We start from the raw sequence: 22,245 nt of genomic DNA, 5'->3' as shown, positions 1-22,245 counted from the left end.
CTGCGGAAGCTGCCTGACTACCCTTCCTACACCGCCCGGGCCCCCGAGGTTCCCGATCTTCCCGACCGGACCGCACGAGTTGCCGTCAGTCCCAAGATCCGCGTGCCGGCGGCAGTCCCGCGACCTCCGCCACGTCCCGGGCCGACAGCGCCAGCCGCACCGCGTCCGCGTTCTCCACCGCCCATCGCTCCCGCTTCGCCCCCGGGACGGCCACCACATGCCGCCCCCGGCCCAGCACCCAGGCCAGTGCCACCTGCGCGGGAGTGGTGTCCGGGCCGTGCCGCTCCGCGATCCGCCGCAGGCCGGCGACGACGGGCTGGTTCGCCGCCATCATCTCGGCCGTGAACCGCGGATGCCGTGCCCGTACGTCGTCCGGCTCGAAACCCTGCCCCGGCGTGAGCGTCCCGCTCAGAAACCCGTTCCCCAGCGGCATGGCCGCCAGGAAGCCCACTCCGCGCGCCTCGCACCACGGCAGCAGCCGCTCCAGCGCGTCCGGGGACCACACCGACAGTTCCGCCTGCACGGCGCTGACCGGGAAGACCTGCTGGACGCGTTCCAGCTGGCGGATCGTTCCCTCGTACAGATGCGCGCCGGAGCGCCGCGACGCACGGGCCCCGACCGCGCACAGTCCCAGCGCGCGCACCTTCCCGGCGCCCACCAGTTCCGCCATCGCTCCCCAGGTCTCCTCGACGGGGACCTCGGGGTCGGCGCGGTGCAGTTGGTAGAGGTCGATCACATCGGTCTGGAGCCGGCGCAGCGATGCGTCGCAGGCCCGCTTCACATAGCCCGCACGGCCGTTGGCGACCACGTGCTGATCACCGACGAGCAGGCCGACCTTGGTCGAGACGAACGCGTCGCGGCGGCGCTCCTTCAGCACCCGGCCGACCAGCAGTTCATTGGTGAACGGCCCGTACATGTCGGCCGTGTCCAGCAGCGTGGAGCCGGCGTCCAGCGCGGCGTGCACCGTCCGCAGCGAGCGGTCGCCGCGTTGCTCGGAGGTGCTGTACGCCCAGCTCATCGGCATACAGCCGAGTCCGACGGCACCCGTCTCGAGAGCCGCCGCACCGATTGTCCTGCGCTCCAACTGCCCGTATCCCTCCGTCGGCCGACCCCAAACTAACCAATGCGCCGGCCCGCCCTGCGCGCAGCCTCACGACCATTAGCCTCCTGACCATGACTTCAGACGTGTGGCTCCCCATTCCGGCCGGCGAGATCGACGGGCTCCCGGACCCCGCCGGGTCCGGTCTGAACTACCGTTTCTGGGACGGTGGTCCGGACTTCCCCGCCGACCCGGCGGACTGCGTCTTCTACGCGGTCCCCTACATGAAGGGCATGGAGGTCGCGGTGCGTCCGCTGTCCGCCATGACCTCCGTACGGGTCGTGCAGACGCTCTCCGCCGGTATCGACCATGTGGAGCCGGGCGTGGGCTCGCTGCCGCCGGGTGTACGGCTGTGCAATGCCCAGGGCGTCCACGAGGCGTCGACCGCCGAGCTCACGCTCGCCCTGATCCTCGCCTCCCTGCGCGGCTTCCCCGGTTTCGTCCATGGTCAGGACAAGGAGGAATGGCGGGCGGGCTTCTATCCGGCGCTGGCCGACAAGTCGGTGCTCATCGTCGGGTACGGCTCGATCGGAGCGGCGATCGAGGACCGGCTCGTGCCATTCGAATGCGCGCGGGTGGCGCGCGTCGCGCGCTCCGCACGCGCTTCGGAGCGCGGCGAGGTGCACGCACTGACCGATCTGCCGGCCCTGCTGCCGCAAGCGGACGTGGTCATTCTGTCCACGCCCCTGACCGAGTCGACGAAGGGCCTGGTGAACGCGGGCTTCCTCGCCGAGATGAAGGACGGCGCCCTTCTGGTGAATGTCGCGCGCGGCCCGGTCGTCGACACCGAGGCCCTCCTCGCGGAGCTCGGCAGCGGCCGGCTGACGGCCGCCCTGGACGTCACCGACCCGGAGCCGCTGCCGCCCGGGCATCCGCTGTGGCACGCTCCCGGCGTACTCATCAGCCCCCATGTCGGCGGCTCCACTTCGGCGTTCATGCCGCGTGCCAAGCGGCTGCTGGCCGGACAAGTCACCCGATTCGCGGCAGGGGACCCCGTACGCAACGTCGTGCTCACAACTGAATGAACGAACACTCCGCCACATGCGGAAACTCTGTGAAGTCACTCGGTTGCAGCGCGTGCCGGTGACACGAGAGACGGTCACGGAGAGTAGAGGGGCTATATCCCAGAGTGACGATCCTGGTGTATCGTCCGGACTCGGGGGCTGTGCCGGGCGAGGGGCGGCGCAGTGACGCGACCTGACTGCCGAGCAGACTTCGAGGGGGGCGACGGGCGATGTACGGCCAATGGACGAACGATCCGACGCGGCAGGGCCGCCGACGACCACCCTTGCACCCTCCTCCGGGCGGCGGTGCGACGCCGGCTCCGCGAGGAGTGGCGCGGTGAGCGCGCCGGGAGCGCTCATGGCCCGCCGGGCGGTCCCCGGCAAGGGCTCGGGGCTGGTCCCGCAACTGGTCCTGGCCGGCGTCTGCGCGGCATACGGCGTGGGCGCGGCCTTCGGCTGGGGCTCCCGCGAACTGGCGCTGATCATGGGCGACTTCGGCCTCAGTGCCGCCGCCCTGGTCGCCGCGGTCTCCTGCTTCCTCTATGCGCGCAGCGGGCAGAGCCGCTTTCGTCCCGCCTGGGTGCTGTTCGCGGTCTCCTCCGCCATGGCATCCGCGGGGAACGCCGTGTGGGGCTGGTACGAGGTCGTGCTCGACCGTGAGGTACCGAGCCCGTCCATCGCCGATCTGTTCTTCCTCTGCTTCGCGCCGCCCGCCATCGTCGGGCTCCTGGTCCTCGCCAAGCGCCCCGTCACCCGGGCCGGCTGGGTCTGCCTCGCCCTCGACGCCTGGCTGATCGGCGGCTCGCTGCTGACCCTTTCCTGGAGCCTCGCGCTCGCCCACTCCACGCAGGTCCAGGAGGCGAGCGTGGCGCCCGCCGCGCTGTCCCTGGCCTATCCGCTGCTGGACATCGTGCTGGTCAGCATGGTGCTCGCACTGCACTTCCGGCGCTCGGCCACCAACCGCTCCGCCATCAACACCGCCATCGCCGCGCTCGCCCTGACCGTGCTGTGCGACGCGCTGTTCACCTCCCCCCTGCTGCGGGAGAGCTATCGCTCGGGCCAGATCCTCGACGCGGGCTGGTTCGCCGGCTCACTGCTGCTGGCCTACGCACCCTGGGGCGCGCGGCGTACCGCAGAAGCGCCCGGAGGACCGCGAGGCCCCCGTCTGCCCAGCCGCCCGGTCGCGGGCTCCCTGGCCGCGCTCACGCCCTACCTCGCTGCCGCGGTGTGCACCCTCGGCATCCTCTACAACGTTGTCGAGGGCCGGAGGGTCGACCGTGTCGTCGTCCTGACCGGCTGCACGGTGGTGCTCGCCCTGGTGGTCCGGCAGGGCATCATGCTCCTCGACAACATCGCGCTCACCCATGAACTGGCGCAGAAGGAGAACCACTTCCGCTCCCTGGTACAGGGCTCCAGCGACGTCATCATGATCGCGGCCTCCACCGGGATCCTGCGCTATGTGAGCCCCGCCGCCGCCGGTGTGTACGGCCGGGAGGCGGACGAGCTCATCGGTTCGGAACTGGCCTCGCTCATCCATCCCGAGGACTTCGGACGTGTCGTCCACGAGGTGCGGCGATTTCTCGCCGCTCCCCCCGCGGAGGAGCCCACCACCCGGATCGAGTGCCGTTTCCGCTCCGGCACCGGCGACTGGCTCAACGTGGAGTCCACGGTCAACCGGCACCAGGGCGGCCTGATCTTCAACAGCCGCGATGTCACCGAACGGGTGAGACTCCAGGCCCAGTTGCAGCACAACGCCGAACACGACCCCCTCACCGACCTGCCGAACCGGGCGCTGTTCACCGAGCGCGTCCGGCAGTCCCTCACCGGCCGGCGGTCCGGGGACCCGGGCACGGCCGTGCTCTTCATCGACCTCGACGGCTTCAAGGGGGTCAACGACCGCCTCGGCCACCAGGCGGGCGACGAGCTCCTGATCCAGGCGGCCCGCCGGCTGGCCGAGTCCGTCCGCGCGGGGGACACCGCGGCGCGGCTCGGCGGGGACGAATTCGCCGCCCTGATCCTCGGTGACGGCACCCGCGACGAGTCGGCCCGTGAGTCCCAGGTCCGCGAGATCGCCGACCGGCTGCGTCTCACGCTCTCGCAGCCGTACCGCATCGACGGCAGCGAAGTGCGGGTGGCCGCCTCCATCGGGGTGGCCTTCGCCGAGCCCTCGATCACCCCCACCGACCTGATGCGCAACGCCGACCTCGCCATGTACCGCGCGAAGGCCGGCGGCAAGGACCGCGTCGAGCTGTACGCACCCCAGATGCAGGCCGAGGTGGTCCGCCGCTCCGAACTCGCCGCCCGGCTGCGCAGCGCGCTGCACGAGGGCGAGTTCGCGCTGCTCCACCAGCCGGTGGTGAGCCTGGCCACCGGCCGGATCGAGGCCGTCGCGGCGCAGGCCCGCTGGCGCTCCACCCAGGGCATCCTGTTCACGCCCGCGGAGTTCCTGCGGGTCGCCGACGACGGCGACCGCACCGCGGAGCTCGGCCGCTGGCTGCTGGAGGAAGCGGTGGAGCAGGCCGCCGAGCGCAGCAGAATCGGCCACCGGGTACCGGTCTCCGTCCGTATCTCCGCGCGGGGACTGCTGGACAGATCGATGCCGCTCGGCTCCATCGAGGCGCTGCTGACCCGGCACGGACTGGCGTCGGGCGCGCTGATCATCGAACTGGCCGACAGCGATCCACGGATCTCGTTCGACGAGCTGGAGCAGCGCCTCGTCTCGCTGCGCCGGCTGGGCGTGCGGATCGCCCTCGACGGCTTCGGCAGCGGCTATGCCGCCATCAACGCCCTTCGCAGACTGCCGGTGGACGTCTTGAAGCTGGACAGAGGACTGGTCGAGGGCGTCGTCGAGTCGGCGCGTCTGCACAAGATCACCAGCGGTCTGCTGCGCATCGCCTGCGACCTCGGGATGCAGTCCGTGGCCGACGGGGTGGATGTGCCGGAGCAGGTTCTCGCGCTGCGCGCCATGGGATGCACACACGGTCAGGGCATGGCCTTCTCCGGCGCGCTGGACGAGTACCGGCTGCGCAGAGCGCTGGTCCGCGACGAGTTCCCGGTGCCCGGCGGCATCGCTCTGCCGGTGCTGACGGGTGGCGCTCTACCGGCTCAGAGCGGATCACATGGTGAGACGCGCGTCCCACCCACTTGACACTCCCCCCGCGTCGGGGGGAGGGTCTGTGCCATGCGCACCCGAATTCTCGTACTTGGAAAGCGCGTCGGCTGAGTGGGCCATGACGGCCCGCAGACCCCTCCCGACGCGCTCCCCTCGCTTGCCTCATGGCACGAGGGGTTTTTTGTTGCACCGGCACCACTGTCATACCGCACAAAACGAGCAGTCCTCGCATAAACCCTCAGCTTCGAGAAGAGAATGCCGATGACCGAGCAGGCCACCGGGGCCCACCATCCGCAGCCGCGGGCCCGTACCGGCGGACACCAGACCGCTGCAGTTGAGCACGTCACGGGCGCGCAGTCCCTCATCCGCTCTCTCGAGGAAGTGGGGGCCGACACCGTGTTCGGCATCCCCGGCGGCGCCATCCTCCCCGCGTACGACCCGATGATGGACTCGCAGCGGGTGCGCCACGTCCTGGTCCGCCACGAGCAGGGCGCGGGGCACGCCGCCACCGGATACGCGCAGGCCACCGGCAAGGTCGGCGTGTGCATGGCCACCTCGGGCCCCGGCGCCACCAACCTGGTCACCCCGATCGCCGACGCGCACATGGACTCCGTCCCCATGGTCGCGATCACCGGCCAGGTCGCCTCCAAGGCCATCGGCACGGACGCCTTCCAGGAGGCGGACATCTGCGGCATCACGATGCCGATCACCAAGCACAACTTCCTGGTCACCAACGCCGACGAGATCCCGCGCACCATCGCCGAGGCCTTCCACATCGCCTCCACCGGCCGCCCGGGTCCCGTCCTCGTCGACATCGCCAAGGACGCCCTGCAGGCGCGGACCACCTTCAGCTGGCCGCCGCAGACCGACCTGCCCGGCTACCGTCCGGTGACCAAGCCGCACGCCAAGCAGATCCGTGAGGCCGCCAAGCTCATCACCCAGGCCAAGCGGCCCGTCCTGTACGTCGGCGGCGGGGTTCTGAAGGCCAACGCCACCGCCGAGCTGAAGGTTCTCGCCGAGCTCACCGAAGCCCCCGTCACCACCACCCTGATGGCGCTGGGCGCGTTCCCCGACAGCCACCCGCTGCACGTGGGAATGCCGGGCATGCACGGAGCGGTCACCGCCGTCACCGCGCTGCAGAAGGCCGACCTGATCGTCGCCCTCGGAGCCCGTTTCGACGACCGTGTCACCGGCAAGCTGGACAGCTTCGCCCCGTTCGCCAAGATCGTGCACGCGGACATCGACCCGGCCGAGATCGGCAAGAACCGCACAGCCGACGTCCCGATCGTCGGCGACGCCCGCGAGGTCATCGCCGACCTGGTGCTGGCCGTCCAGGCCGAGCACAGCGAGGGCCGCACCGGCGACTACAGCGCCTGGTGGAAGGACCTCAGCCGCTGGCGCGACACCTACCCGCTCGGCTACGACCAGCCGGACGACGGCAGTCTGTCCCCGCAGCAGGTCATCCAGCGCGTCGGACAACTCGCGCCCGAGGGCACGATCTTCGCCGCCGGCGTCGGCCAGCACCAGATGTGGGCCGCGCACTTCATCGACTACGAGAAGCCCGCCACCTGGCTCAACTCCGGCGGCGCCGGAACCATGGGGTACGCGGTCCCGGCCGCGATGGGTGCCAAGGCCGGCATGCCGGACCGCACCGTCTGGGCGATCGACGGCGACGGCTGCTTCCAGATGACCAATCAGGAACTGACCACCTGCGCGCTCAACAACATCCCGATCAAGGTCGCCATCATCAACAACGGCGCCCTGGGGATGGTCCGCCAGTGGCAGACCCTGTTCTACAACCAGCGCTACTCCAACACCGTGCTGCACTCCGGCCCCGAGAACGGCATCGCCGTCGCGGGCCAGTCCAGCGGCGGCACCCGCGTCCCGGACTTCGTCAAGCTGTCCGAGGCCATGGGCTGTCACGCGATCCGCTGCGAGTCCCCGGACGATCTGGACAAGGTCATCGCCGAGGCGAACGCGATCAACGACCGCCCGGTCGTGATCGACTTCATCGTCCACGAGGACGCCATGGTGTGGCCGATGGTCGCCGCCGGCACCTCCAACGACGAGGTCATGGCCGCCCGCGGGGTCCGCCCCGACTTCGGCGACAACGAAGACGACTGAGCGCGCCCAGAGAACGAGTAGAGAGAAACCGACCATGTCCAAGCACACGCTCTCCGTTCTGGTCGAGAACACGCCCGGCATCCTCGCCCGGATCGCCGCCCTGTTCTCCCGCCGCGGCTTCAACATCGACTCGCTCGCCGTGGGCGTCACCGAGCACCCCGACATCTCCCGCATCACCATCGTGGTCAATGTCGAGGACCTGCCGCTGGAGCAGGTGACCAAGCAGCTCAACAAGCTGGTCAACGTCCTGAAGATCGTCGAGCTCGAACCGGGCGGCGCGATCCAGCGCGAACTCGTGCTGGTGAAGGTCCGCGCCGACAACGAGACGCGCTCGCAGATCGTCGAGATCGTCCAGCTGTTCCGCGCCAAGACCGTGGACGTCTCACCCGAGGCGGTCACCATCGAGGCCACCGGTTCGAGTGACAAGCTCGAGGCGATGCTGAAGATGCTGGAGCAGTTCGGCATCAAGGAGCTCGTCCAGTCCGGCACGATCGCCATAGGGCGCGGTGCCCGGTCCATCACCGACCGGTCCCTGCGTGCTCTGGACCGCAGCGCCTGACAGCGCCCGCCCCGCGCTCTGCTCGCATCGCGAGACCGTCGCACTTCCGCCCCCGACCCCGCCGTACGGTGGGACGCACACCTGCACACCAAGGAGATATTCCAGTGGCCGAGCTGTTCTACGACGACGATGCCGACCTGTCCATCATCCAGAACCGCAAGGTCGCGGTCATCGGCTACGGCAGCCAGGGCCACGCCCACGCGCTGTCGCTCCGTGACTCGGGCGTCGACGTCCGCGTCGGTCTGCACGAGGGCTCCAAGTCCAAGGCCAAGGCCGAGGAGCAGGGCCTGCGCGTGGTGACGCCGGCCGAGGCCGCCGCCGAGGCCGACGTCATCATGATCCTCGTCCCGGACCCCATCCAGGCCCAGGTCTACGAGGAGTCCATCAAGGACAACCTCAAGGACGGCGACGCGCTCTTCTTCGGCCACGGCCTGAACATCCGCTACGGCTTCATCAAGCCGCCGGCCGGTGTCGACGTCGCCATGGTCGCCCCGAAGGGCCCGGGCCACCTGGTCCGCCGTCAGTACGAGGAGGGCCGCGGCGTTCCGTGTATCGCCGCCGTCGAGCAGGACGCCACGGGCAAGGGCTTCGAGCTGGCGCTGTCGTACGCCAAGGGCATCGGCGGCACCCGCGCCGGTGTCATCAAGACGACCTTCACCGAGGAGACCGAGACCGACCTCTTCGGCGAGCAGGCCGTTCTCTGCGGCGGTGCGTCCGCGCTCGTCAAGGCGGGCTTCGAGACCCTGACCGAGGCGGGCTACCAGCCGGAGATCGCGTACTTCGAGTGCCTCCACGAGCTGAAGCTGATCGTGGACCTCATGTACGAGGGCGGCCTGGAGAAGATGCGCTGGTCGGTCTCCGAGACCGCCGAGTGGGGCGACTACATCACCGGCCCGCGGATCATCAACGACCAGACCAAGGCCGAGATGAAGAAGGTTCTCGCCGAGATCCAGGACGGCACCTTCGCCAAGAACTGGATGGACGAGTACCACGGCGGTCTGAAGAAGTACAACGAGTACAAGAAGGCCGACAGCGAGTCGCTGCTGGAGACCACCGGCAAGGAGCTGCGCAAGCTCATGAGCTGGGTCGACAACGACGAGGCGTGAGCCGCGGACGGGGGCCGGGACAACAGAGTCCCGGCCCCCGTCGCACACCCCGCCGCGGTCCGGCCGCTGCTCCATTCCGGCTGACCACGGACGGGTGATCCTGCCTCGGAGGCGTAAGACCTGCGCCGAAGCACCACTACACTTCTCAACACATACGCGTCAGGCCCACAGTGTCGTGCGTCTTCCACGCGGCTTGCCCCTCCACCGCCTGCGGCCGTCGGGACGGCCGCTCTCCCCCGTAGCGCGTGGCGCACGGGCGGGGGCCCCATGGACTTGTGAGGACACACGTGAGCTCGAAACCTGTCGTACTCATCGCTGAAGAGCTGTCGCCCGCCACCGTCGACGCGCTGGGCCCGGACTTCGAGATCCGGCACTGCAACGGCGCCGACCGCGCGGAGCTGATCCCCGCCATCGCCGATGTGGACGCGATTCTCGTCCGTTCCGCCACCAAGGTGGACGCCGAGGCCATCGCCGCGGCCCGGAAGCTGCGCGTCGTCGCGCGCGCCGGCGTCGGACTGGACAACGTCGACGTCTCCGCCGCCACCAAGGCCGGCGTGATGGTCGTCAACGCGCCGACGTCCAACATCGTCACCGCGGCAGAGCTCGCCTGCGGTCTGCTGGTCGCCACGGCCCGCAACATCCCGCAGGCCAACACCGCCCTGAAGAACGGCGAGTGGAAGCGGTCCAAGTACACGGGTGTCGAGCTCAGCGAGAAGACCCTCGGCGTCGTCGGCCTCGGCCGCATCGGCGTGCTGGTCGCGCAGCGGATGTCCGCCTTCGGCATGAAGATCGTCGCGTACGACCCCTACGTCCAGCCCGCGCGGGCCGCGCAGATGGGTGTCAAGCTCCTCTCGCTCGACGAGCTGCTCGAGGTCTCGGACTTCATCACCGTCCACCTGCCGAAGACCCCCGAGACCCTCGGTCTCATCGGTGACGAGGCGCTGCACAAGGTCAAGCCGACCGTCCGCATCGTCAATGCCGCGCGCGGCGGGATCGTCGACGAGGAGGCGCTGTACTCGGCGCTCAAGGAGGGCCGCGTCGCCGGTGCCGGCCTCGATGTGTACGCCAAGGAGCCCTGCACCGACTCCCCGCTCTTCGAGCTGGACGAGGTCGTCTGCACCCCGCACCTCGGCGCCTCCACCGACGAGGCACAGGAGAAGGCCGGCGTCTCGGTCGCCCGCTCCGTGCGTCTCGCGCTCGCTGGTGAACTCGTCCCGGACGCGGTCAACGTCCAGGGCGGCGTGATCGCCGAGGACGTCAAGCCCGGTCTGCCGCTGGCCGAGCGCCTCGGCCGGATCTTCACCGCGCTCGCGGGCGAGGTCGCGGTCCGTCTCGACGTCGAGGTCTACGGCGAGATCACCCAGCACGACGTCAAGGTGCTGGAACTGTCCGCGCTCAAGGGTGTCTTCGAGGACGTCGTCGACGAGACCGTCAGCTACGTCAACGCCCCGCTGTTCGCGCAGGAGCGCGGTGTCGAGGTGCGCCTGACGACCAGCTCCGAGTCGCCGGACCACCGCAACGTCGTCACCGTCCGCGGCACCCTGTCGGGCGGCGAGGAGGTCGCGGTCTCCGGCACGCTGGCCGGTCCCAAGCACCTCCAGAAGATCGTCGCGATCGGTGACCACGACATCGACCTGGCGCTCGCCGACCACATGGTCGTCCTGCGCTACGACGACCGCCCCGGTGTCGTCGGCACCGTCGGCCGGATCCTCGGCGAGGCCGGACTGAACATCGCGGGCATGCAGGTGTCGCGTGCGGAGGAGGGCGGCGAGGCGCTCGTCGTGCTCACCGTGGACGACACCGTGCCGCAGCAGGTGCTGACCGAGATCGCGGACGAGATCGGCGCTGTCTCGGCCCGTTCGGTGAACCTCACCGACTGACCGCCTGTCGTTGTACGCCGAAGGGCCCGGCTCACCGGAGTGAGCCGGGCCCTTCGCGTTGCTCCGTGTCAGCGGGCGCCGGCCGGGCCGTCCCGTCCCGGGTCGTGTGCCGCTCGCACCGTCTGCGGGGGAGTGGCGTTCCGCAGCAGGGTGGCGGCCAGGACCGCGGCCGCGACCAGCACGACGGCCGCGCCGACGGCCGCGAGCTGCATGCCGTGGACGAAGGCGTCGCGGGCCACCGCCAGCACCGATTCGCCGAGCCTGCCCGGCAGTTGACCGGCGACGGCGGCCGCCCCGCCCAGCGTCTCGCGGACCGCGTCCACCCGGTGGCGGATCCCGAGAAGGCCCGGGTGGCGGGCCTGTTCTACCAGGCGCCACTGGCCGGCGTGATGATCCAGTGGCTGGTGGACCCGGACACCGCCTCGTCCGCCGACGACCTGACGAACGGGCTGCGGGCCGTGATGGAGGACCGCGGCTGACGGCGTTTCACCAGCGGTCAGGGGGCGGGCGGCCGGGACTCCTGAATGTTCCGCGAAAGTGTGCGCCGCCGACGCGGGGTTCAGGCGTAGCGGTCGAAAAGAGCCTGAAGGTACCCCTCCAGCCGTCTGGTCAGCACCGTGGAGGTCAGATCGGCACGGCCCAGCTCCCGCCAGGGGGCAGCAAGCTTCTCGGCGTCCGGAGCGTAGGCCAGGGCGTCCAGCAGTCGCCAGTAGAGATGGGCGGCGCGGTCTTCGGACAGCCTGCCTCCTGCCGCTGCGTACAGGTCGGCGAAGCGCATGCCCTCGGGCACCCCGTGCAGCAACGCGAGGGCCGTCGAACAGTGGGCCACGTCCAGGTCGGCCGGTCCCCAAGAGGTTTCCACCCAGTCGACGACACCGCTGATCCGCAGACTGTTGCCGTCGCCCGCGAAGAGGACATTGCCGGGATGGAAGTCTCGGTGCAGAAAGCAGGCCTGGTAGTCCGGGGGCTCGCGGCGGATCACGTCCGCAGCCCATTGCCACAGGTCGGGCTGCTGCGTGTCTTCGGGCACGGTCACCCGGTCAGGAGCAGTCCACGCCTGGTAGGTGCGAGGCCGGTCCTCTTCGGTCACCGACAGCCGGTGGATGCGCTGCAACTGGCCGGCCAGAAGTTCGGCGCGCCGGCCGGCCCCCGCGTCTCCCAGGCGGACGCTGCCGGGCAGCAAGGACATCAGCAAGGAGGGGTGGTCGCAGAACTGCGCCGTCGCATCCACGGCAATCAGCGTGGCCGCAGGCACATTCGTTCCGCCCAGCAGGCGCAGAACAGCTGCCTCGCGGGTGAGCAACCCCTCCGCATGGCGGACGAAGAAGGGCTTGACGAACGACCGCAGGGCCAGCGAGCGTCTGCCGCTCGGCCCACAGATGTCCAGACGGCGCATCTCCGACGTCCAACCGCCACGCAGTCTCGCAACCCCTGCGATGTGCTCCGACCCGGACAGCCTCTTCTCCACCCAAGCGCGCGTCGCGCCCCAGCCCTGGCCATCAGGATCTGCGCCGGTGTGCACCATCTCCTCGCCCGCAACCATGGCAGCAGGTTATCCACGTCATCGGCGGACGGTCCCTTGGTCCGGAGCGTCGGTGATCTGGAAGCCAAGAAGCCAACTGCCTTGTCGACGCCTGGGACTTGGCTGATGGATCGGGCGAGCCCGCACGCGGAAGTGCTCGAACGGTGCCCATGATCACGCGGAAGTGCTCACGAAACTGCGGATCCCGGACCTCCCTGGAGCCGCGCCGCCTTGAGCGCCATGTGGAGCAGCAGGCGGTCCTCGCCCTGTGAGAGGTCGAGGCCGGTGAGTTGTTCGACGCGGGAGAGACGGTAGTAGAGCGTCTGCCGGTGGATGCCGAGCGCGGACGCCGTGCGGCTCGCCTGGCCCGCGCAGTCGAGGAACTCCTCGACGGTACGGGCCAGTTCGGTGTGGGAGCCGGTCAACAGGGCGGCGACCACGGGGTCGTGGGTCGTCTCCGCGGGCAGCGCCGTCAGCATGCGGTACGGGCCGATCTCCGACCACTGCGCGACCGGCCCGAGACGGGGTTGCGCACGGGCGGCCCGGGCGGCCGAAGTCGCCTCCTGCCAGGCCGCGTTGAGGCCGGTGAGCCCCTGACGGGCGCGAGCGATCCCGACGGTCGCGGTACCGGCCGCCGCGAGCAGCCGTTCGGCGACGGCGAGCGCGGGGGCGGGCGACTCGGCGGTCCGCAGTCGCACCAGGGCGGCGAGCCGGGCGCCCGCCTCGGCGGACGCCGGGGCCGGGAGCGCGCCGGACCGGGGCACCGTGGACACGGCCGCCACCCCCGGCAGGGAGCGCGGCGCGGGCGCGTCCTCGGCCGGCCAGGGCGACACGCACACCACCGCGTGCGGGCCCTCCGGGCCCGGACCGCTCCCGAGCGCCGTGCGCAGGTCCGCGACCGCCATGTCGTAATGCCAGTCGCGCTCCGCCGTCAGCACCGCACGGAACTCCCGCGACAGGTCCGCGCCCGCACGCTCCTCGTCCGCCAGCAGGGTGCCGATGCGTTCGGTGACCTCCATGGCCGCCGACAACTGCGCGGGGGTCGGGCCCGGCGTGGCGTCGAGCAGCCAGACGTAACCCAGCACGATGCCCCGATGGCGTACGGGCAGGCAGATCCTGTCCCGGAACACCCCCGCGTCGGGGGAGGCCGGGATGCGGACCGGACCGGTCGCCCGGGTGATGCCGAAGCCCTCGAACCAGGCGCGGACAGCGGGTGTCGACTTGCGGGTGAGGATCGAACGGGTCCTGACCGGGTCCATCGCGGTGTCGTCGTCGCTGTCGTGCGCACCGAAGGCGATCAGCCCGAAATCGCGGTTCTCCAGCGTCGCCGGAACGGCCAGCAGCGCCGAGATCTCGTCCACGAGTTCCTGGTAGTCGCCCTTCATGCCGATATTCTGGCACGCCCTTCAGACATATGTATGAGATCGCGGACACGGATGCGTGACAGCTGTCGATGGCAGACGATCGGAGCGATCCTTAGGTTTCACGGTGGTTCTTCGTGCCGTTCCGGATCCGTTCACCGCGGGCCGAGCCGGCCCTGTCCGTACTCTCCGTGGAGGTCCCCGTGCTGGGTCCCGTGATCCTCGCCGCGTCGCGCAGCGACAAGATGCGCCGCGTCGTTTCGGCCGCCCCGGTCACCAAGCCCGTGGTGAACCGCTTCATCGCCGGCGAGTCGGTCCGCGAGACGATCCCCGTCGTCCAGGACACGGCCGACCGCGGTCTCGAGGTCACGCTGGACGTCCTCGGCGAGGACATCACCGACCCGACCGAGGCGCTGCGAGCCCGGGACGCCTACCTGGAGCTCATCGAGGCGCTGAAGCCGCTCGGCCTCGGCACCCGCGCCGAGATGTCGGTGAAGCTGTCCTCCTTCGGCCAGGCGCTCCCCGGGGGCCACGACCTCGCCCTGAAGAACGTCACCCCCGTCGTCGAGGCCGCCGCCGAGATCGGCACCACGGTGACGCTCGACATGGAGGACCACACCACCGTCGACTCGACCCTGGCCATCCACGCCGATCTGCGGGAGCGCTTCCCGGGAACCGGCGCGGTCGTCCAGTCGTACCTCTTCCGTACGGAGGACGACTGCCGGGCCCTCGCGGATGCGGGCTCGCGCGTGCGGCTGGTCAAGGGCGCCTACAAGGAGCCCGCGTCCGTCGCGTACCAGGACGAGGCCGAGGTCGACAAGGCGTACATCCGCTGCCTGAAGATCCTGATGGAGGGTGAGGGCTATCCGATGGTCGGGTCCCACGACCCGCGGATCATCTCCATCAGCCAGGAGCTCGCCCGCCGGGCCGGCCGCAAGCTCGACGACTACGAGTTCCAGATGCTGTTCGGCATCCGGGAGGCGGAGCAGCACCGGCTGGCCGCCGAGGGTCACCGGATGCGTGTCTACATCGCCTACGGCACCGACTGGTACGGATACTTCATGCGCCGCCTCGCGGAGCGCCCCGCCAACCTGGCGTTCTTCCTGCGTTCGCTGGTCAGCCGCGGCTGAACCCCCCAACTGACCTACTGATTAAGGAGATTCGGCACCCATGGACGCTGTGACCAAGGTCCCCGCGCCGGTCAACGAGCCGGTCCACTCCTATGCGCCGGGCACCCCCGAGCGCTCCCGCCTGGAGGCCAAGCTCAAGGAGCTGGCCGAGAACCCGATCGACCTGCCGATGACCATCGGCGGTGTGCGTCGGATGGGCGGTGGCGAGCGGGTCGACGTCGTCCAGCCGCACAACCACAAGGCGGTCATCGGCACCTTCGCCGCCGCCACCCAGCAGGACGCGCAGGACGCCGTGGACGCCGCGCTCGCCGCCGCGCCGGCGTGGCGTGCGATGTCCTTCGACGACCGTGCCGCGATCATCCTGCGCGCCGCCGAGCTGCTGGCCGGCCCGTGGCGTGAGACGCTCGCCGCCTCCACGATGCTGGGCCAGTCCAAGACGGCGCAGCAGGCGGAGATCGACACCCCGTGCGAGCTCGTCGACTTCTGGCGCTTCAACGTCTCCTACGCCCGTGACCTGCTGGCCGAGCAGCCGCCCGCCAACTCTCCGGGCGTGTGGAACCGGCTGGACCACCGGCCGCTCGAGGGCTTCGTCTACGCGATCACGCCCTTCAACTTCACCGCGATCGCCGGCAACCTGCCCACCGCCCCCGCCCTGATGGGCAACGTGGTCGTGTGGAAGCCGTCCCCGACGCAGACCCACGCCGCCGTGCTGCTGATGCAGCTGCTGGAGGAGGCGGGCCTGCCCAAGGGTGTCATCAACCTGGTGACCGGCGACGGCATCGCCGTCTCCGAGGTGGCGCTGAACCACCCCGAGCTGGCCGGTATCCACTTCACCGGCTCGACCAAGACCTTCCAGCACCTGTGGAAGACGGTCGGCAACAACATCGAGAAGTACCGCTCCTACCCGCGCATCGTCGGTGAGACGGGCGGCAAGGACTTCGTCGTCGCGCACCCGAGCGCCGACCGCGCCGTGCTGAAGACCGCGCTGACCCGTGGCTCCTTCGAGTTCCAGGGCCAGAAGTGCTCGGCCTCCTCGCGTGCGTACATCCCCGCCTCCATCTGGAACTCCGGCTTCAAGGAGGAGTTCGCGGCCGAGGTCGACGGCATCAAGATGGGTGACGTCACCGATCTGACGAACTTCATCGGCGCCGTCATCGACGAGCGTGCCTTCGCCAAGAACAAGGCCGCGATCGACCGGGCCAAGGCCGACGACAGCTGCACCATCGTCGCCGGCGGCACCTACGACGACTCGGTGGGCTACTTCGTCCGCCCGACCGTCGTCGAGTGCTCGGACCCCGCGAGCGAGGTCTTCACCACCGAGTACTTCGGTCCGTTCCTCGCGGTCCACGTCTACGAGGACGACCAGTACGAGGCCATGCTGGAGCAGATGGAGTCGGTGTCGGCCTACGCGCTGACGGGTGCGGTCATCGCCAACGACCGCGCGGCCGCCGCTCACGCGATGGAGAAGCTGCGGTACGCCGCGGGCAACTTCTACATCAACGACAAGTCGACCGGCGCCGTCGTCGGCCAGCAGCCCTTCGGCGGCGGCCGGGCCTCCGGCACCAACGACAAGGCCGGTGCCCCGCAGAACCTGATGCGCTGGACGCTGACCCGCGCCATCAAGGAGACGCTGGTCGCGCCGACCGAGTACGGCTACCCGCACATGGGCTGACGGTTTCCGTCGCCCCCAGCACTCCGCCCCCGTCCCGGCCCCCACGCCGGCACGGGGGCGGCTTCAATGTGCGCCCTCGGTTCTGGGACTTGCTCGAAGACCGGGTCGGACCGGGTCGGAAGACTGGGTCAGACCGGCTCGGAAGACCGGGTCCGCAGACCCGGTCCGGGCCTGGAATCGGCGAACCTCAGACCTTCCGCCAGCGGGCCATCGCGAACGAGAAGACGCCGAACAGTGCCAGTCCGATGGCGATCACGGCCAGCAGCCACGGCCCCACCGGGGTGTCGGCGAAGGAGCGGAGAGCGTCGTCGAAGCCCTTGGCCTTGTCCGGTTCGTAGTCGACGGCGGCCCGTACGACGAACACCCCGATCGCCGTGAAGAGGGCGCCGCGCGCCGCGCCGCCGCCCACGCCGGTGACATCGACGAGCTGACGGGTCCTGCGGGACATCTCGCCGAGCTTGAGATGCTTGTGGTACTTCCGCATGGCGGCCCGGGCGCCGACCCAGATACCGGCGACGGCTATGCCGACTCCGCCGATGCCCACGAGCCACTGGCCCGCGGGCAGTTCGAGCGCCCGCGCGGTGATGTCCTGCGACTGCTGGTCCGAGGACCCGCCGCCTCCGCCGCTGCTGCGGTCGCCCGCGGCGAACGCCAGTACGGAGTAGGCGACGAAGCCGTAGAAGAGGAAACGGCCCGCCGACAGCAGCCGCTTGTGCGTCTTGTGGCCGTCGGGCCCGGCGGCTCCGAACAGCGCCTCCGACAGACGCCAGAGCGCCATCCCGACCAGCCCGATCCCCACCGCCCACAGCATCACGGACCCCATGGGCTTCTCCGACAACTCGGCGAGCGCGCCGCCGCGGTCGGCCTGCTTCCCCCCGTCACCGAAGGCGATCTGCAGGGCGAGAATGCCCACGAGCAGATAGATCACCCCGCGGGCGACGAAACCCCAGCGGGCTGCCACGTCCATGGCAGAGCTGTTCGCCGCCCGACGGGCCGTCATGTGTCCACGAAGCGTCAACGCACGTGCGTTCATCAGTGAACCTCCCGTACGCGGGTGCCCTGCGGACCTGCGTGAAAACCGGGAGGTCACCAGGCGGCTCGTCGGGAGGGGGTGCTGCGTGACGCGAGGGGAGGCCGAGCACACGCGTGGCGTGCCGCGCGTCGGTGTTCTGAGACCGCCCCGGCCCGGCCGTTCCGTGAACCCACCGCACGGGGCGGTGGGTTCACCGGAGCCGGCCAGGGTCCGTCGTTCGCCGGCCTGATCCGAACGACGGACCCTATGCGCCCGCGGCGGTGTTCCCTTCGGTGTCCTCCGCCAGCCGCTTGATCGCCGCCAGCCGGGAGTCCCACTCGGACGCCACCCGGTTCATCCAGCGGGCCGTGACGTTCAGCCGCGCGGGCAGGACCGTGTAGCGCGCCTCGCGGCCCTCCCGGTGGCCGGCGACGAGGCCGGCCCGGGTGAGGACCGCGAGGTGCTTGACGATCGCCTGCCGGCTGACCGGCAGCTCCCGGGCCAGGACGGTGGCGGTCGCCTCGCCGTGGGCGGCGATCGCGTCGAGTATCCGGCGGCGGGTCGGGTCCGCCAGCGCGGACAGGACCTCCGTCACGGCATCCTGGTCGGCCTCCGTCATGCCGCGAGCTGCTCCGCGTACTTCTGGACGTTCACGACCTGCTCGCTCCAGCCCTGCGAGTGGCTCTCGTACGACGCCCCTTCCTTCCTGTCCTCGGGGATGACCAGCTCGGCGAAGCCGGTCTCCACCACGCGCAGATGGGTGCCGTCGCCCTCGGGGGTGAGAGTGAACTCGACGAGCGTGGAGTTGCCCTCCACCGCCTGCTCGCCCGGGTACGCGCTCGCCCACCGGTAGGAGAAGTGGTTCGGCGGGTCGACCGTGACGATGGTCGTCGGGAACTGTCCCCATTCGCCGTGGTCCAGGTGCATGGTGCCGCCCGGGCGCAGGTCGACGGGCGTCGGACTGCCCTGCCCGAACCAGCTGCCGACGTGCTCCGGCTCCGTGAGTACCGCCCATACCCGCTCGACGGGCGCCGCGATGCTGATCTCTCGTTCGATCCGGTTCTCGGTCATGGCTTCCACCTCCGGTTCATCCATGACGTGCTACTCAATGGTTGCACGTCATGGTGGATGGTGCAACCCATCGGTTGCGCGTTGCCTCGTCGGTGCCGGGTGGGTGCTTCGGGAAGCGGCATGCCTCGCATCGCGATGTCCGGACCCGATCCCGCGGTTCCCCCGTTTCGTCGCCGTCGGACGCCCGCTGACCGGATCACCGCCAGCCGGAGACGATCAGGGAAAGGGCGAGGGTGAACCCGCCGCCCAGCACCACCAGATACGAGCCGTAGAACCGCCGGTACCGGCGCAGCAGCAGCCCCAGCGCGGCGCAGACCAGGCCCACCGTCAGCGTGCGCGAGCCGCGGGCCGCCGCCGCCGACGTCAGCCACGAGCCGGGCGGTACGTCCGCGCGCCCGCCCTCCGCGGCGTACACCTTGAACGGGATGCCGTTCCACGGCTGGTGCCGCACCGCGTCCGCGGATTCGAGCGAGAGCTCCTGGCGCACCTGCGCCCGCATCCGTTCCGTCGTCAGAGGTGCGGGCATCTGCACCCCCGCGCCCGCCAGTTGGAGCGCCAGCAGCGAGCCCGCCAGGCTGCCGGCGAGCGCGCCCACCGAGAGACGGAGAGCCGCCCGCGGGACCGCCACGCAGGCGACCGCCAGCAGCAGTTCCGGCATCAGCGGCCAGCTCAGCGCTTCGGCGAAGGCCCACAGGAACGCGATCGGCAGCCCCCAGCGCGAGGTCACCACGGCCGCCACCCGCCTGCGCGAACGGGAGTCCCGCAGCGACTCGGCGTTCGTCCGCCCGTGCAGCGCGGCCACCGCCGCCCGTGCCTCCTCCGGGGTGACCCGGGACGGCAGGGGCGCCCCGATCCGCACGCGCACCAGCGACGAACGCAGCCGCCCGTGTTTGGGCAGCAGCCGGTCCGTGCCCGCGATGCCGACCGGCACCACCGGCACACCCGCGCTCTCGGCGAGCACCAGCGCTCCGCGGTGGAAGGAACCGACGCCGCCGTCGCCGCGGGTGCCCTCGGGGAAGAGGACGACCGCGCGTCCGGCCCGCAACGCGCCGGCCGTCGCGAGGAGATCGTCCATACCGCCGCCGGTGCGGCGGACCGGGAAGCCGGCCGCGAGGCGGCGGCAGACCCTGCTCCGCCACGGCGAGGCGAACCAGTAGTCGGCCGCGGCGCCGATGGCGGGCCTGTGCCGGGAGTCGAGCACGGCCAGCAGAGCTGCCGTGTCGGCGTGCGAGGAGTGGTTGGCGACGACGACACAGCCGCCGCGCGGCAGGTGGCCGCGGCGCTCCACCCCGCCCGTCAGCGTCAGGACGCACCACCACAGGGCGCGTCGGAGCAGTGCGGCCGTACGGGAGGTGGCCGGTGCGGGGTGAGGCGCCGGGGCGCCGGGGCGAGCGCTCTCGCCTACGACGGGGGTCCGCCGGGAGGTCCGGGGGAGCCGTCGCACGGCACCCCCGTGGCCCCGCCGCGGCCGGACCCGGGCCCGCAGCGCCGGGGGTGAGGCTGTCGCGTGCCCTGCGGCACGAGCCCTTGCCGTCACGCCGTCACCACCATCGCGAGCAGGAGCGCCGGGAGCAGCGAGTCGATCCGGTCCAGCAGTCCGCCGAACCCCGGGAGCCAGCTACCGGCGTCCTTCACCCCCGCCTCCCGCTTGACCATGGACTCCAGAAGATCGCCGAGTACGCACCCCGTCAGCACCGCCGCCCACAGCAGGGCCGAGAACGACCCGACCGCCAGCAGGGCGAGGGCGGTCGCCGCACCGGCACCCAGGACGCCCGCCCAGGTCTTGTTGGGGGAGAGGGGGGACAGGGGTGCGGCGAGCGGGCCGCGCCGCCCCAGCGCCGTACCGCCGCACCAGGCCCCCACGTCGCCGAGCGCCACGGCCAGGCCCACCGCCACCGCCGTCTCGCCGAGCGTCACCAGACCGGTCAGGGCGACCGGAATCCACAGAAGTCCGAACACGGTCCGTGAGGCGCGGGTGAAGCCCGCGGCGTGGTCCCCGGCGAGCAGCGGCGGCAGCGCGGCCACCACCAGCAGCAGCGCGGCGGACCGGAGATCGAGCGCCCGCGGCAGCAGCCAGGCGAGCCCGGGCAGGACGACGGAGGCGGCCACGAGCACCGCGTGATCGGCGCGCCTCAGCCCCGCCATCCGTACGTACTCGCCGGCCGCGATCACGCCGAGCGCGGCGGCCAGCGCGAACGCCCCGGCCGCGCCGAGGAACAGCGCGCCCAGGAATACGGGCGCGGCAAGGGCCCAGGTCCGCCAGCGCCGCCGCAGTTCGGCCCGCATCCGCACCCGGGACGGCAGAGCGGCGACCGCCAGGCCACCGGCCCCGAGAGCACCCGCGACCAACGGCACCGCCCGGCCCACCGCTTCTCCCGCCACTACGACCGCGCTCATGCGAGTTCCTTCCGGAGCCACCCGAGCCGGATCAGCGCGGTGAGCGCGGAACCGGCGGCGATGACGATCAGTACGGGCGTCGCCCAGCCCGTCGCGGCGGCGACGGCCACCAGGAGGCAGCGTTCGGTCTTGCCGACCGGGCCGCCGTTGCGGCGCGGAGCACCCGCGGCCGCGCCCGCCAGAGACACCCAGGACGGCAGCGTCGCGGCCAGCGCGGCCACGGCCACCAGCCACAGCGGCGCCAGGGTGAGGAATCCGGCGAGGACCACCAAGTCGGCTGCCCGGTCGCCGAGTTCGTTGATGACCGCGCCGCGCCGGGTGGTACGGCCGGTGTCCCGGGCCAGTGCACCGTCGAGGTTGGCGAAGCCGAGCCGGGCCGCGAGGAGCACGGCGACCGGAAGGACGGCGAGAGGTGCGGGCAGCCAGGCGAGCGCTCCGGCCGCGCCGGCGGCGCACAGCACACCGGCTGCCGTCAGGGTGTCCGGCGACACCTCACGACGGGCGAGCGCGCCACGGACCCCGGAGAGCCGGGCCGCGTACCAGGGCTTGAGAGCGTAGAGGCCGTTCATGGGGCCAACTGTCGTCCCGGAGCCGGGCCTTCACCACGAGCCGCGTACTCAAATCGCCCTGAGTATCCGCCGGGGGATCCCGTGGGCGGTGCGGTCTCCGGGGCGAGGGGGGACCTGGGCCTGGTGTCCCCGGCCGAGCACTTCTCCGCTCCTGGAAGCTGCCATGTGTGGTGATCTTCGGCCGTCGGGCCGTGCACGTGCGGCGGACCGTCAAAGGCCCGGGCGGACGCTCCTGACCAGGTGAAACACCGTCCGGTGCGCGCTTTTGACGATGCCTCCGGAGGACTCGTTCCATGATCGCCGTCTCATATAGTAGGAAGTCCGACTACTTGTAGAGACAGGAGCGCGTACCTGTCCTAGCTTTGTAGAAGCCGAACGTCTCGCTCGATCCAGCGAATGGCGGCAGTGAGCTCGTGCCCCCGGCAGGTAACCCCTGCGGCACGCTCCCCGCCCTCCGGCGCCTCGAAATCTTTCCGATCTCAAGGAGTCGATCATCATGCGCGCTGCGACCGCCCGCCGAGTCCGTCACACCTCCCGCACCAGCGAGTCCGACCGCAAGAACGCAGCCGCCGCGCTGCAGCGGGCCCTGGACCGCCGCGACAACGGTGGCTCCACCGGCCACTGAGC

The 22,245-nt window shown here is 70.9% G+C and carries 20 protein-coding genes; 10 read left to right on the top strand and 10 right to left on the bottom strand.

From position 1 onward, the window contains the following. Positions 1-85: 85 nt before the first annotated feature. A complete protein-coding gene (locus tag RPQ07_RS11005; protein WP_313943924.1) occupies positions 86-1,084 on the bottom strand; it encodes an aldo/keto reductase in 999 nt (332 codons plus the stop codon). An 89-nt stretch (positions 1,085-1,173) separates the two neighbouring features. On the opposite strand from RPQ07_RS11005, the gene RPQ07_RS11000 reads away from it, so the two are divergent. From RPQ07_RS11000 to serA, 6 genes are all read left to right on the top strand, one after another. Further along, a complete protein-coding gene (locus RPQ07_RS11000; RefSeq protein ID WP_313943923.1) occupies positions 1,174-2,124 on the top strand; it encodes a 2-hydroxyacid dehydrogenase in 951 nt (316 codons plus the stop codon). Positions 2,125-2,440: 316 nt separating this feature from the next. Then, positions 2,441-5,251: a putative bifunctional diguanylate cyclase/phosphodiesterase gene (locus tag RPQ07_RS10995; protein ID WP_313943922.1), complete on the top strand. Its 2,811-nt coding sequence runs from the start codon at positions 2,441-2,443 to the stop codon at positions 5,249-5,251. Positions 5,252-5,470: 219 nt separating this feature from the next. Then, complete coding sequence (locus tag RPQ07_RS10990; protein ID WP_313943921.1) at positions 5,471-7,339, top strand: acetolactate synthase large subunit; 1,869 nt, start codon at positions 5,471-5,473, stop codon at positions 7,337-7,339. Between the two features lie 34 nt (positions 7,340-7,373). Beyond that, positions 7,374-7,898 carry an acetolactate synthase small subunit gene (ilvN, locus tag RPQ07_RS10985; RefSeq protein WP_005311534.1) on the top strand — a complete coding sequence of 175 codons (525 nt, stop codon included), beginning with the start codon at positions 7,374-7,376 and terminating at the stop codon, positions 7,896-7,898. A gap of 104 nt (positions 7,899-8,002) precedes the next feature. Continuing rightward, positions 8,003-9,004, top strand: coding sequence for a ketol-acid reductoisomerase (gene ilvC, locus RPQ07_RS10980; protein ID WP_313943920.1), 1,002 nt, complete (start codon positions 8,003-8,005; stop codon positions 9,002-9,004). A 287-nt stretch (positions 9,005-9,291) separates the two neighbouring features. After that, positions 9,292-10,884 (top strand): phosphoglycerate dehydrogenase, encoded by a 1,593-nt coding sequence (gene serA / locus RPQ07_RS10975; protein ID WP_313943919.1) that lies wholly within the window; start codon positions 9,292-9,294, stop codon positions 10,882-10,884. Between the two features lie 68 nt (positions 10,885-10,952). Here the strand turns inward: serA and RPQ07_RS10970 are convergent, their stop codons facing one another. Next, positions 10,953-11,207, bottom strand: coding sequence for a hypothetical protein (locus RPQ07_RS10970; protein WP_313943918.1), 255 nt, complete (start codon positions 11,205-11,207; stop codon positions 10,953-10,955). A gap of 3 nt (positions 11,208-11,210) precedes the next feature. Between RPQ07_RS10970 and RPQ07_RS10965 the strand changes: the two genes are divergently transcribed. Then, entirely contained in the window at positions 11,211-11,363 is a 153-nt protein-coding gene (locus RPQ07_RS10965) for a hypothetical protein (protein ID WP_313943917.1), read from the top strand. An 80-nt stretch (positions 11,364-11,443) separates the two neighbouring features. Here the strand turns inward: RPQ07_RS10965 and RPQ07_RS10960 are convergent, their stop codons facing one another. Together RPQ07_RS10960 and RPQ07_RS10955 are read right to left on the bottom strand one after the other, a co-directional pair. Continuing rightward, positions 11,444-12,427 carry a phosphotransferase family protein gene (locus tag RPQ07_RS10960; RefSeq protein WP_313943916.1) on the bottom strand — a complete coding sequence of 328 codons (984 nt, stop codon included), beginning with the start codon at positions 12,425-12,427 and terminating at the stop codon, positions 11,444-11,446. Positions 12,428-12,594: 167 nt separating this feature from the next. Continuing rightward, the gene (locus RPQ07_RS10955) at positions 12,595-13,791 is read right to left on the bottom strand and encodes a helix-turn-helix domain-containing protein (protein ID WP_313943915.1); all 1,197 of its coding nucleotides are present in this window, start codon (positions 13,789-13,791) and stop codon (positions 12,595-12,597) included. 179 nt (positions 13,792-13,970) lie between these two features. On the opposite strand from RPQ07_RS10955, the gene RPQ07_RS10950 reads away from it, so the two are divergent. Then, the gene (locus tag RPQ07_RS10950; RefSeq protein ID WP_313948856.1) at positions 13,971-14,897 is read left to right on the top strand and encodes a proline dehydrogenase family protein; all 927 of its coding nucleotides are present in this window, start codon (positions 13,971-13,973) and stop codon (positions 14,895-14,897) included. 40 nt (positions 14,898-14,937) lie between these two features. Continuing rightward, positions 14,938-16,569, top strand: coding sequence for an L-glutamate gamma-semialdehyde dehydrogenase (gene pruA / locus RPQ07_RS10945; protein ID WP_313943914.1), 1,632 nt, complete (start codon positions 14,938-14,940; stop codon positions 16,567-16,569). Between the two features lie 187 nt (positions 16,570-16,756). On the opposite strand, the gene RPQ07_RS10940 is transcribed toward pruA, so the two are convergent. From RPQ07_RS10940 to RPQ07_RS10915, 6 genes are all read right to left on the bottom strand, one after another. Then, on the bottom strand, positions 16,757-17,602 hold the full coding sequence (locus tag RPQ07_RS10940) for a DUF1206 domain-containing protein (RefSeq protein ID WP_313943913.1): 846 nt from the start codon (positions 17,600-17,602) through the stop codon (positions 16,757-16,759). A gap of 244 nt (positions 17,603-17,846) precedes the next feature. Continuing rightward, entirely contained in the window at positions 17,847-18,200 is a 354-nt protein-coding gene (locus tag RPQ07_RS10935) for a metalloregulator ArsR/SmtB family transcription factor (RefSeq protein ID WP_313943912.1), read from the bottom strand. Then, positions 18,197-18,652 carry an SRPBCC family protein gene (locus tag RPQ07_RS10930; RefSeq protein WP_313943911.1) on the bottom strand — a complete coding sequence of 152 codons (456 nt, stop codon included), beginning with the start codon at positions 18,650-18,652 and terminating at the stop codon, positions 18,197-18,199. Before RPQ07_RS10930 ends, RPQ07_RS10935 begins: the two co-directional genes overlap by 4 nt. Before the next feature lie 196 nt (positions 18,653-18,848). Further along, the gene (locus tag RPQ07_RS10925) at positions 18,849-19,988 is read right to left on the bottom strand and encodes a lysophospholipid acyltransferase family protein (RefSeq protein ID WP_413777831.1); all 1,140 of its coding nucleotides are present in this window, start codon (positions 19,986-19,988) and stop codon (positions 18,849-18,851) included. Between the two features lie 197 nt (positions 19,989-20,185). Beyond that, complete coding sequence (locus tag RPQ07_RS10920; RefSeq protein WP_313943909.1) at positions 20,186-21,049, bottom strand: phosphatidate cytidylyltransferase; 864 nt, start codon at positions 21,047-21,049, stop codon at positions 20,186-20,188. Further along, positions 21,046-21,618 (bottom strand): CDP-alcohol phosphatidyltransferase family protein, encoded by a 573-nt coding sequence (locus RPQ07_RS10915; RefSeq protein WP_313943908.1) that lies wholly within the window; start codon positions 21,616-21,618, stop codon positions 21,046-21,048. The genes RPQ07_RS10920 and RPQ07_RS10915 overlap by 4 nt, the downstream gene beginning before the upstream one ends. 496 nt (positions 21,619-22,114) lie before the next feature. On the opposite strand from RPQ07_RS10915, the gene RPQ07_RS10910 reads away from it, so the two are divergent. Continuing rightward, positions 22,115-22,243 carry a hypothetical protein gene (locus tag RPQ07_RS10910; protein WP_313943907.1) on the top strand — a complete coding sequence of 43 codons (129 nt, stop codon included), beginning with the start codon at positions 22,115-22,117 and terminating at the stop codon, positions 22,241-22,243. The last annotated feature ends 2 nt before the right edge of the window (positions 22,244-22,245 follow it).

The organism is Streptomyces sp. AM8-1-1 (assembly GCF_032229325.1).
Lineage (GTDB): Bacteria > Actinomycetota > Actinomycetes > Streptomycetales > Streptomycetaceae > Streptomyces > Streptomyces achmelvichensis.
The sequence above is the reverse complement of the archived record's forward strand: the minus strand, read 5'-3'. Positions and strand labels throughout refer to the sequence as shown.